Below are 10,961 nucleotides of genomic sequence, written 5' to 3'. Positions count from 1 at the left end.
ATCCAGACCGCGCGCCGGGCCGAGAAGCCCGCATAGCGCGCCGCCGCCGGCGCCAGCCCGCCGACCTGCTGCGCGAAGCCGGCCCGTGTCCGGAACAGGAACACCCACAACGCCGCCGAGCCGGCCAGCGCGATCAGCAGGCCGATGCTCACGCGCGAGCCCTTCATGAGGCGCGGGATCTGGGTCACGGCCTCGAAGGTCTTGGTCTGCGGGAAGTTGTAGCCCTGCGGGTCCTTCCAGGGCCCGTAGACCATGAAGCCCAGCAGCAGCACCGCGACGTAGACCAGCATCAGGCTCACGAGAATCTCGTTGGCGTTGAACTTGTCGCGCAGGAAGGCCACGATGGCAGCCCAGAACATGCCGCCCAGGATGCCCGCGACCAGGATCGGGCCCACGATCCAGCCGCCGGTGGATTTGTCGGCCAGCAAGGCGACCCCGCCGGCCGCGAGAGCGCCGAACACGAACTGTCCTTCGGCGCCGATGTTCCAGACGTTGGAGCGGAAGCACACCGCGAGGCCGAGCGCGATGATCAGCAGCGGCGTCGCCTTGACCATCAGTTCGCCCAGCGCATAGCCGCTCTTGATCGGCTCCCAGAAGAAGACCGCCAGGCCCTTGACCGGGTCCTTGCCGAGCAGGGCGAACAGCACCATGCCGATCAGCACCGTGACCAGCAAGGCCAGGATTGGCGAGCCGTAGCTCCAGAAGCGCGAGAGTTGCGGGCGGGGTTCGAGCTTAAGCATGAGCCACCTCCGAGGATGACTGGGCGGCGTGTTGCGGGGCGTCCCAGAGGCCGCTCATCCACTCGCCGATCTGCGGCACCGTGGCCGCGGCGCGATCGATCGAGGGCGACAGACGGCCTTTGGCAATGACGTGCAGGCGGTCGCAGATCTCGAACAGTTCGTCGAGTTCCTCGCTGACCACCAGCACCGCGCAGCCGGCGTCGCGCAGCGCCAGGATCTCGCCTCGGATCAGGGCCGCGGCGCCGACGTCGACGCCCCAGGTCGGCTGCGAGACGATGAAGATCTTCGGGTCGGCGTCGATCTCACGGCCGACGATGAACTTCTGCAGGTTGCCGCCCGAGAGCGAGCGTGCCGCCGCGTTCGGCCCGCCGGCCTTGACGTTGAAGCGCTGGATGATGCTGCTCGCATGCTGCTGCAGTGCAACGGTGCGGATCCAGCCGCCCTTGCCGACCGCGTTGCTGCGCGTCAGCAGCATGTTCTGCGCCAGTCCGAGGGTCGGCACCGCGCCGCGGCCCAGCCGCTCCTCGGGCACGAAATGCAGCCCCAGCGCGCGCCGCCGGCGCGGCCTGAAATGCGCCGCGGCCGCGCCGAAGACCTCGATCATCCGGGCCTCGGCCCGGGTGTCCTCGCCCGACAAGGCGTAGAGCAGTTCCTTCTGGCCGTTGCCCGAGACGCCGGCGATGCCCACCACCTCGCCGGCCCGGACGTCGAGCGAGATGCCGTCGAGGTCGACCCCGAACTGGTCCTCGCGCGCCAGGCTCAAGCCCTTGACCCGCAGGGCCACGCCGCCGACCTTCACCGGTCGGTGCTGCAGCGGCGGCGGCTCGGCGCCGATCATCAACCGCGACAGCGATTCGTTCGATTCGTTCTGCGGGTTGCAGACACCCGTGACCTTGCCGCCGCGCAGCACGGTGCAGGCAGTGCACAGCTCGCGGATCTCGTGCAGCTTGTGGCTGATGTAGAGGATGCTGCAGCCCTCGGATGCCAGCTTCTTGAGCACCACGAACAGCTTCTGCACCGCCTGCGGCGTCAGCACCGAGGTCGGCTCGTCGAGGATCAGGAGCTTGGGGTCGGTCAGCAGCGCGCGGATGATCTCGACCCGCTGCATCTCGCCGACCGAAAGCGTGTGGACCGGCCGCGCGGGGTCGATGTCCAGCCCGTACTCGGCCGCCTTGACCTGGACCCGGCGCGCCACCTCGGCCAGCGCCAGGCTCTTTTCGAGCCCGAGCCAGACGTTCTCGGCCACCGTCAGGGTGTCGAACAGGCTGAAGTGCTGGAACACCATGCTGATGCCAAGCGCCCGCGCCTCCTGCGGGTTGCGCACGTTGACCGGCTGGCCGTTGAACATGACGCTGCCTTCATCGGGCTTCACGGAGCCGTAGATGATCTTCATGAGCGTCGATTTACCGGCGCCGTTCTCGCCGAGGACCGCGTGGGTCTCGCCGGGTTCGACCGTCAGCGACACGTCGCTGTTGGCGACCACCGCAGGATAGCGCTTCGTGATGTGCGCAAGCTGGAGTCTGTGGATTGTCATGCCTGTGCCTGGCCTTTGGGTTTTAGCGACGCATTGTCGTCAGTGTCCGCCGATATAGATGAACTTGAACAGGAAAACGCCGCCGATCAGCCACACCATCCAGTGCACCTGGCGGGCCTGGCCGGTGAACAGCTTCAGCACCGCGTAGGTGATGAAGCCAAAGGCCAGGCCGTTGGCGATCGAATAGGTGAAGGGCATGGCCAGCGCCGTGACCGCCGCCGGGATCACCTCGGTCGTCTCGTCCCAGTCGAGTTCGGTCAGTTCCCTAAGCATCAAACAGGCCACGAAGAACAGAGCGGGCGCCGTGGCATAGGCCGGCACCGCGCCGGCCAGCGGCGAGATCACCAGGGCCGCCAGGAACAGCACCGCCACCGTCAGCGCCGTGAGGCCGGTGCGCCCACCGGCCTGCACGCCGGCTGCGCTTTCCACATACGCCGTGGTGCTGGAAGTGCCGAGCAGCGAGCCCGCGAAGATCGCGCCGCTGTCGGCCAGCAGCGCCTTGTTGAGCCGGTCCATCTTGGCCGGCACCAGCAGGCCGGCCCGGCGTGCCACGCCCATCAGGGTGCCGGTCGCGTCGAACAGCTCGACCAGGAAGAACACCAGGATCACGTTGAGGATGCCGCCCGACAGCRCGGACTTGATGTCCAGCTGCAGGAAGGTCGGCGCGATCGACGGCGGCGGCGCGAAGACGCCATGGAACACATTGCCGCCGAAGAAAAAGGACAGCACCGTCACCGCGATGATGCCGATCAGGATCGCGCCCGGCACCTTGAGGCGGTCGAGCACCACGATCAGAAAGAAGCCGATCGTCGCCAGCACCACCTGAGGCGTGTGCAGGTCGCCGAGCGTGATGTAGGTGGCCTTCGAGGGCGCCACGATGCCGGCGCTCTTGAGCGCGATGATCGCCAGGAACAGCCCGATGCCGACCGTGATCGCGATCCGGATCGACTGCGGGATGCCCCGGATGATCAGCTCGCGCAGTTTGAACACCGTGACCAGCAGGAACAGGCAGCCCGAGACGAACACCGCCCCCAGCGCCGCCTGCCAGGTGAAGCCCATCTGGCCGACCACCACGTAGGCGAAGTAGGCGTTCAGGCCCATGCCCGGCGCCAGCGCGATCGGGTAGTTGGCGTACAGCGCCATGATGCCGGTGCCCAGAGCGGCGATCAGGCAGGTGGCGACGAACACCGCATCCTTCGGCATGCCCGCGTCGCCGAGGATCGACGGGTTGACGAAGATGATGTAGGCCATCGTCAGGAAGGTGGTGAGGCCCGCCACCAGTTCGGTGCGCACGGTGGTGCCGTGCTCGCTGAGCTTGAATATCCGCTCGGCCCAGCCGCCTGCGGCAGGCCGCGGCGTGGTGATGCGCCCATGGGGTTCGAGCACTTGTTCTGTCAGGTTCATCGCTGTTGTCTCCGTCTCGTTTCTTGGGGTCCGTGGCGTTCCTGTCCGTGTCGCGACGCCGGCGCGAAATTTTCGAATCGGCCTATTCGGGGGCCGGCGCGCCGGGCGGCGGCCGCAGCGACGCCGCCACCGCCTTGGTCCGCTCGCGCAGCCAGCGCGCCGAGCTCGACGAATGGGTGCGCTCGTGCCACAGCTGGTAGTACATGAGGCGCGGCAGCGGCACCGGGCAATCGAGGATCGCGACCGGCAGCCGGCCGACGAAGCGCTCGCAGTACTGGCGGCCGGTGGTCAGCACCAGCAGGCTCGAGGCCACCATGTCGGGGATCAGCCCGAAGTGGGCGCAGCGGGCCATGATGTTGCGCTGCCGGCCCATCTCGTCGAGCATCTGATCGATGATCCCGCGCGCGCCCGGGTGCAGCGGAGTCGGCGCGATGTGCTCAGCCGAGAGCCAGCCCTCGAGGTCCCAGCCGCGGCGCACCGCCGGATGATCCTTGTTGACCAGAGAGACGATCTCGTCGCCGAAGAGGCGTGCCATGTGCAGGTCTTCCGGCGGCTTGAGCCAGTTGCCGATCACCAGGTCGACCTGCCCGAGCGACAGGTGCGAGTGGTAGTCCGTGTCGGAAGACAGCGGATGGATCTCGATGTGGCACAGCGGCGCCTGGCCCTTGATCTGGGCCACCAGCAGCGGCAGGAACTGCGGGTCCATGTAGTCGCTGGCGGCGATCCGGAAGGTGGTGGCCGCGGTCTGCGGATCGAAGCCGCGGGCGTCGCTGAACAGCACCTCGGCCGAGCGCAGGATGGCGGCCGCCGGCTCGATCATGCGCAGCCCGGCATCGGTCGGCACCATGCCCGAGCCCGAACGCACCAGCAGCGGGTCGCCCGAGAGCTCCCGCAGCCGCTTCAGGGCGGCCGAGACGGCGGGCTGGTACATCCCCAATCGGATGGCGGCTCGCGAGACACTGCGGTCGGTCAGCACGGTATGTAGAACCCTGATGAGGTGAAGATCGATCTTGTCGAGAAGCGCCTGGTCTCTCATGTCTGCCCGCCGTTGTCTGGAATGTGCGGGCAGTTATACAGCGCAGCAATCACATGAAAAGGCCCTCAGGCGCCGGCCTGCACCGCGGTGATCGCGCGCAGGATCGCCTCGCTGGTGGCCGGTGCCTGCAGCGGCGGGTCGACCTTGTGCTCGCCGGTCGCCGACACCGCGTCGCGGATCGCGAAGAAGACTGAGAACGGCAGCAAGAGCGGCGGCTCGCCGACCGCCTTGCTGCGGTGGATCGAGTCTTCGACGTTCTGGCCCTCGAACAGCCGCACGTTGAACACCGGCGGGCAGTCGTTGGCGGTCGGGATCTTGTAGGTGCTCGGCGCATGCGTGGTCAGCAGGCCGGTCTTGGGGTGCCAGACCAGCTCTTCGGTGGTGAGCCAGCCCATGCCCTGGATGAAGGCGCCCTCGACCTGGCCGATGTCGACCGCCGGGTTCAGCGACTTGCCGGCGTCGTGCAGGATGTCGGCGCGCAGCAGCTTCCACTCGCCGGTCAGCGTGTCGACGACCACCTCGCTGACGGCCGCGCCGTAGGCGAAGTAGTAGAACGGCCGGCCGAACATCCGGTCCTTGTCCCAGGACAGGCCCGGCGTGGCGTAGAAGCCGTCGGACCAGAGTTGCACCCGGTCGATATAGGCCTCGCCGACCACAGTGCCGAAGGGCAGCGTGCGGCCGTTGACCTCGACCTTGTCGTTGGCGAATCGCACCTGCGAGGCGTCGCCGCCATGCCGCGCCGCGGCGCAGGCGGCCAGCCGCTCGCGAATCTGGCGCGCCGCGTCCTGCGCGGCCTTGCCGTTGAGGTCGGCGCCGGTCGAGGCGGCGGTGGCCGAGGTGTTGGCGACCTTCTGCGTGTCGGTGGCCGTGACGCGCACGCTCTCGAAGCTGACGCCGAGCTCGTGCGCCACCACCTGCGCCACCTTGGTGTTCAGGCCCTGTCCCATCTCGGTGCCGCCGTGGTTCACGAGGATCGAGCCGTCGGTGTAGACATGGACCAGCGCGCCGGCCTGGTTGAAGTGCTTGACGTTGAACGAGATGCCGAACTTGAGCGGCGCCAGCGCGATGCCGCGCTTGAGCACCGGGCTCTTCGCATTGAAGGCCTCGATCTCCTCGCGCCGCCCGCGGTAGCCGCTGCTGGCCTCCAGATCGGCCACCAGTTCATGGATGATGTTGTCGCTGACCGTCTGGCCGTAGGGCGTGACGTTGTTCTCGCCCTTGCCGTAGAAGTTGACGCGCCGGACGTCGAGCGGGTCGCGGCCGAGCTCGCGCGCCACGCTGTCGAGGATGTTCTCGATCGCGATCGCGCCCTGGGGTCCGCCGAAGCCGCGGAAGGCGGTGTTGCTCTGGGTGTTGGTCTTGCCCGAATAGCCGTGCATGGCGACGTCGGGCAGCCAGTAGGCATTGTCGAAATGGCACAGCGCGCGCGTCATCACCGGGCCCGACAGGTCGGCCGAGTGCCCGGCCCGCGAGACCATCGAGATCTCGGCGCCCAGGATGCGGCCCTCGCCGTCGTAGCCGACTTCGTACTCGTACCAGAAGCAGTGGCGCCGGCCGGTGATCATGAAGTCGTCGTCGCGGTCCAGCCGCAGCTTGACCGGACGCTGCAGCTTGGCTGCAGCGATCGACGCCACGCAGGCGAACAGCGCCGACTGCGATTCCTTGCCGCCGAAGCCGCCGCCCATGCGCCGGCACTCGACATGCACCTCGTTCGCCTGCAGGTGCAGCGCATGCGCCACCAGGTGCTGCATCTCGCTCGGATGCTGGGTCGAGCAGTAGACATGCAGCGCGCCGCCCTCCTTCGGGATCGCGTAGCTGATCTGGCCCTCGAGATAGAACTGCTCCTGGCCGCCGACGTCGAGTTCCGCCTTCAGGCGGTGCGGCGCCCTGGCGATCGCGGCCTGCGCGCCGCCTTCATTCGTGCTGCGGACCAGGTGCATCGGCGGCACCACGTACTGGCCCCGGGCATGCGCATCCTGCGGCGTCAGCACCGGCGGCTCGGCCTCGACGTCGAGCGCCTCCTTGGCCCGGGCCGCGGCGCGGCGGGCGGCGTCGCGGGTCTCGGCGACCACCGCGAAGACCGGCTGGCCCAGATAGCGGATGTCGCCGCTGCAGAGGATCGGGTCGTCATGGACGATCGAGCCGCAGTCGTTGCTGCCCGGGATGTCGGCGGCCGTGAGCACGGCGACCACGCCCGGCATCGCGCGGATCGCATCGAGCCGGAGGCCCTTGAGCCGGCCATTGGCCACCGGCGACAGGCCCAGCGCGCAGTGCAGCGTGCCCGCGAGTTCGGGGATGTCGTCGATGTAGGTGGCTTCGCCGGCCACGTGCAGCGCGGCCGACTCGTGCGGCCGGCTGATGCCGACGCGGGCGCCGCCATCGTGGGCCTTGGCCTCGGCCTTGGCATCGATGCGCGCGGCGGCGTTGGTGAGGTAGTCGGCGAAGGCCTCGGCCGACTGGAACAGGCTGGGATCGAGGGGTTTGTTCATGTCAGTCTCCTTGCACGGCGTCGAGGGCGGCATGGGGCATCACGCTCCAGACGCTGGTGGCTTCCACCGGCAGCGGATCTCGGGTGCGGGTTTCCAGCCACAGGCGCTGCAACAGGTTCTGCGCCACCTGCAGCCGGTAGTCGGCGCTGGCGCGCATGTCGGTCAGCGGCTTGAAATCCTGCGCCAAAGCCAGTTTGGCGGCGTTGACGCTGGCCTGGGTCCAGGGCTTGCCGGCCAGTGCGGCCTCGGCCTGGGCGGCGCGCTTCACGGTCGCGGCCATGCCGCCGAAGGCGAGGCGGATCTCCCGCACCACCTCGCCGTCGAGCGCGATCGAGAAGCCGGCGCACAGAGCCGAGATGTCGCAGTCGAAGCGCTTGCTGATCTTGTAGGCGCGCACCTGGCGCCCGAGTGCGGCGAGCGGCACCGCGAGACCCTGCACGAACTCGCCGGGCTCGAGCCGGTTCTTCATGTAGTCGATGTAGAAGTCCGGCAGCGGCATGCGGCGCACGCGCTCGCCCCGGCGCAGTTCGATCTCGGCGTCGAGTGCCATCAGCACCGGCGGCGAATCGCCGATCGGCGACCCATTGGCGACATTGCCGCCCATGGTCCCCGCATTCCTGATCGGCGGCGAGGCGAAGCGCAGCCAGACGTCGGTCAGGCTGGGCAGGCGTTGCGCCAGGGCGCGGAAGGCGTTCTCGAGCGAGGCGCCGGCACCGATGTAGAGCTCCTCACCGCGCTCCTCGATCACCTTCAGCTCGGCGACTTCGCCGACCGAGATGATGTCGCCGAGGTCGCGGAACTGCTTGTTGACCCACAGGCCGACGTCGGTCGAGCCCGCGAGCAGCTGGGCGGCCGGCTTGGCCTCGCGCAGTGCGGCGAGTTCGGCCAGCGTGGTCGGTGCATAGAAATGGTCGACGCGCTGGCCCAGGGGCGCGGCATAGTCGAAGGTGTCGTCGTGCTTGAGGCTCGCGAGCGCTTCCAACACGGGGGCGGTGTCGAGCCGGACGCCGGGCAGGTCGAACATGCGCTGGCCGGCGTCGAGGATCGGCCGGTAGCCGGTGCAGCGGCAGAGGTTGCCCGACAGCTCGTCGGCCAGTTGCTGGCGGGTCGGCTGGGTGCCGCCTTCCTGGTGGTGCTCGTAGGTCGACCACAGCGACATCACGAAGCCGGGGGTGCAGAAGCCGCACTGCGAGCCGTGGCAGTCGACCATCGCCTGCTGCACCGGATGCAGGCGCTGCACCGAATGCTTCTCGTGACGGGTGGCGTCGTGTCCGTGGCCGCATTGCGCCTTCAGGTCCTCGACCGTGAACAACGCCTTGCCGTGCAGCGTCGGCAAGAACTGGATGCAGGCATTGACCGTCGCGAGGCGCAGGCCGCCGACCGCGCCCCGCTCGCCCGGCTCGGCCAGCTCGCCGATCACCACGGTGCACGCACCGCAATCGCCCTCGTTGCAGCCCTCTTTGGTGCCGGTGCAGCGCGCGTCCTCGCGCAGCCAGTCGAGCACCAAGCGGGTCGGGTGGACGCCGCTGACGTCGACGATGCGGCCGCGATGGAAGAAACGGATCGGTTGGGTGCTCGGGGTCATGCTGGTTCTCGTTGGGCTGCGCTGCTGACGATCAAAAAACGGGCCAACTCGAAGTTAGTCCCTGGCGACGCCGGATGCATACGGCCGGCACCATAGCGCCTATGTGGACGCTGGTATGTGACGCTGGGGAAAACCCTTGCCTCGGCGGCTATTGTGGGCCTGGGCGGCGCCGGTACCCGGGCCCGCATCATGGTCCCTGGGATCTCATGCCCCCCGGCCTCTCATGAGAAATCAACAGAATTTGGGCTGCCTTTCAGGCTGATACCGAGTTCGGACTGATCTCGAATCCGAGCGCTGCGGCTCGACGCTTGAGGGCGGCGACGCTGCGCTGACGCTGTTGCTCTTCGTAGTGCTGTTGGCCCTTGTCGACGAAGGCTTCGCCGCGTGTGAGCATGTAATAGACCATACGTGCGAGCTTGTGCGCGACGGCGGTGTTGGCGCGCGGCTTGTCCATGCGACTGCACAGCCGGCGATAGAACGCGCCGAGCGCTGAGTCGCTGTGCGACAGGCTCATTGCCGCCATCTTCAGCGCCTGGCGCACCCGGTTGGCGGATCGCTTGGTCTTGCCAGAGAGCACCTTGCCGCCACTGATCTTGGTGCCCGGACAGAGCCCGAGCCATGAGCAGAAGTGCTTGACGGTGTCGAATCGACGCAGGTCGGGACCAAGCTCAGACAGGATCTTCATCACCACGGTCAAGCCCAGACCGTTGATACGCGTGAGGTCCACTCCAGCCCAATTGGCCAGGATCTGGCGAGCATCAAACTCCGTAGCGACTTGGTGCCGGCGCGTGGTACCTTGCCCAGATCGACGTTACGCTGCCCCAGTTCGCTCAGCAGCGTCTGCAACTTGCGGTCGCATTCGGCCAGATGACCGGCGATGTCGTCATACATTGCGAGCGATTGGCGCAGCACGAACAGATGCTCATCGCGCCAGTTACCGGTCAGTGCCTTGGTGATCTCTTCGCGGCGCTGGCCTTGACGCGGCGGTTGCGGTGTCGGGCCTGCACCTTGGGATCTCGTACGCCAGCCAAGATGTCGCGGATGATCAACTGACCGGTCATGCCCATGACATCGGTGAGGACCTCGGTGGCGGATGTTCATCTGCACCAGMGCCTTSTGCATGCGTTGMACCCAGCTGGCCTGSTCGRCSAGCAGCACSTCGCGCTGGCGGGCCACCGCGCGCACRACGCASACCTCACCYGWGGGGCGCCAAGCGGCGCGTAGGAATCCCAGGCTCATCAGCCTTTGCAGCCACTGACAGTCCTGCACGTCACTCTTGCGTCCCGGGACGTACTTCATCTGCCTGGCGTCGACCAGCCACACCCTTCAGGCCGCGCTGCGAATGGGCTCCAAAGGGTGCGGATTGCAGAAACCGTCGCACCCGACGCCAATCGGAGGCGGCGACTCGAACAGGTTGGCGTACCGGGCACCCCTTGCGAGAACCGGCGAGCCTTGCGGCTCCCCGTTCGAGCCGCCAAAAATGGTGGCACGAGCGCCGTAGCGGCCCGAGTTTGGAGCTTCGGGACGCGTGCCGAGGACACCGGGTGGCCCCCTCCGCTCATGTCCCCCGGCTTCGCCTCCTCCTTTACTTCGCTGCGGGGGCCACTCGATGCCCTCGACACGGGTAAGGCGAGGTGGTGCCGGCCGGTCAACAACTGCCGTGACGGATCACACCATCGACGCGTGAGGCCGACAAGCGAAGGCGCTGTTGGGGGGTCAACAGTTGTTGACCGGTCCTGCTCACGGTTCACGAGCTATTCCTGAACGGGAGCCATGTGGCATTCTTGAGCCGGTCCGCTGTCGCACCAGCGGACCTTCGTCACCGCCGTTCAGTTCGCGGTCGTCCATGCCCAACCTCCCAACCCACGGAGTCGCCCCATGAGAAAGCTCATCGCATCAACCTTCGTCACACTCGACGGCGTCATGCAGGCGCCGGGCGGCCCCGAGGAAGATCCCACCGGCGGTTTCGCCTTCGGCGGCTGGACGTTCAACTACTGGGACGAGGTCATGGGCCGCTCCATGAACGGCTTCGACGGCAAGGACCGCGAGCTCGTGCTGGGCCGCAGGACCTACGAGATCTTCGAGGCGTACTGGCCATACCAGCCGGCCGACAACTCGATTGCGCGGACGCTCAACACGGCCAAGAAGCACGTGGCCTCGCGCACGCTGAAGA

The 10,961-nt window shown here is 67.6% G+C and carries 7 protein-coding genes and 1 pseudogene; 1 reads left to right on the top strand and 7 read right to left on the bottom strand.

All coding sequences use genetic code 11. The features are described from left to right. The 7 genes and pseudogenes from AC1DY5_RS26455 to AC1DY5_RS26425 all read right to left on the bottom strand — a co-directional run. Positions 1-740: ABC transporter permease (locus tag AC1DY5_RS26455; RefSeq protein ID WP_478116205.1), on the bottom strand; the 740-nt coding region annotated here is incomplete at its 3' end. Continuing rightward, entirely contained in the window at positions 733-2,274 is a 1,542-nt protein-coding gene (locus tag AC1DY5_RS26450) for an ABC transporter ATP-binding protein (RefSeq protein WP_478116203.1), read from the bottom strand. The genes AC1DY5_RS26450 and AC1DY5_RS26455, both read right to left, overlap by 8 nt. Before the next feature lie 39 nt (positions 2,275-2,313). After that, positions 2,314-3,678, bottom strand: a complete 1,365-nt coding sequence (locus tag AC1DY5_RS26445) for an NCS2 family permease (protein ID WP_478116201.1) — start codon at positions 3,676-3,678, stop codon at positions 2,314-2,316. 82 nt (positions 3,679-3,760) lie between these two features. Next, the gene (locus AC1DY5_RS26440; protein WP_478116199.1) at positions 3,761-4,714 is read right to left on the bottom strand and encodes a LysR family transcriptional regulator; all 954 of its coding nucleotides are present in this window, start codon (positions 4,712-4,714) and stop codon (positions 3,761-3,763) included. Positions 4,715-4,779: 65 nt separating this feature from the next. Then, positions 4,780-7,203 carry a xanthine dehydrogenase molybdopterin binding subunit gene (xdhB, locus tag AC1DY5_RS26435; protein ID WP_478116197.1) on the bottom strand — a complete coding sequence of 808 codons (2,424 nt, stop codon included), beginning with the start codon at positions 7,201-7,203 and terminating at the stop codon, positions 4,780-4,782. A gap of 1 nt (position 7,204) precedes the next feature. After that, positions 7,205-8,788 carry a xanthine dehydrogenase small subunit gene (xdhA, locus tag AC1DY5_RS26430; RefSeq protein ID WP_478116195.1) on the bottom strand — a complete coding sequence of 528 codons (1,584 nt, stop codon included), beginning with the start codon at positions 8,786-8,788 and terminating at the stop codon, positions 7,205-7,207. Between the two features lie 253 nt (positions 8,789-9,041). Further along, positions 9,042-10,111: pseudogene (locus AC1DY5_RS26425) on the bottom strand (IS110 family RNA-guided transposase); the annotation flags it as partial. A gap of 555 nt (positions 10,112-10,666) precedes the next feature. Here AC1DY5_RS26425 and AC1DY5_RS26420 point away from each other — a divergent pair. Continuing rightward, positions 10,667-10,961: dihydrofolate reductase family protein (locus AC1DY5_RS26420; RefSeq protein WP_478116193.1), on the top strand; the 295-nt coding region annotated here is incomplete at its 3' end.

Source organism: Variovorax sp. P4_D9 (assembly GCF_056401695.1).
Note: the sequence above shows the minus strand (reverse complement) of the source record. Positions and strands in the feature narration are given on the sequence as shown.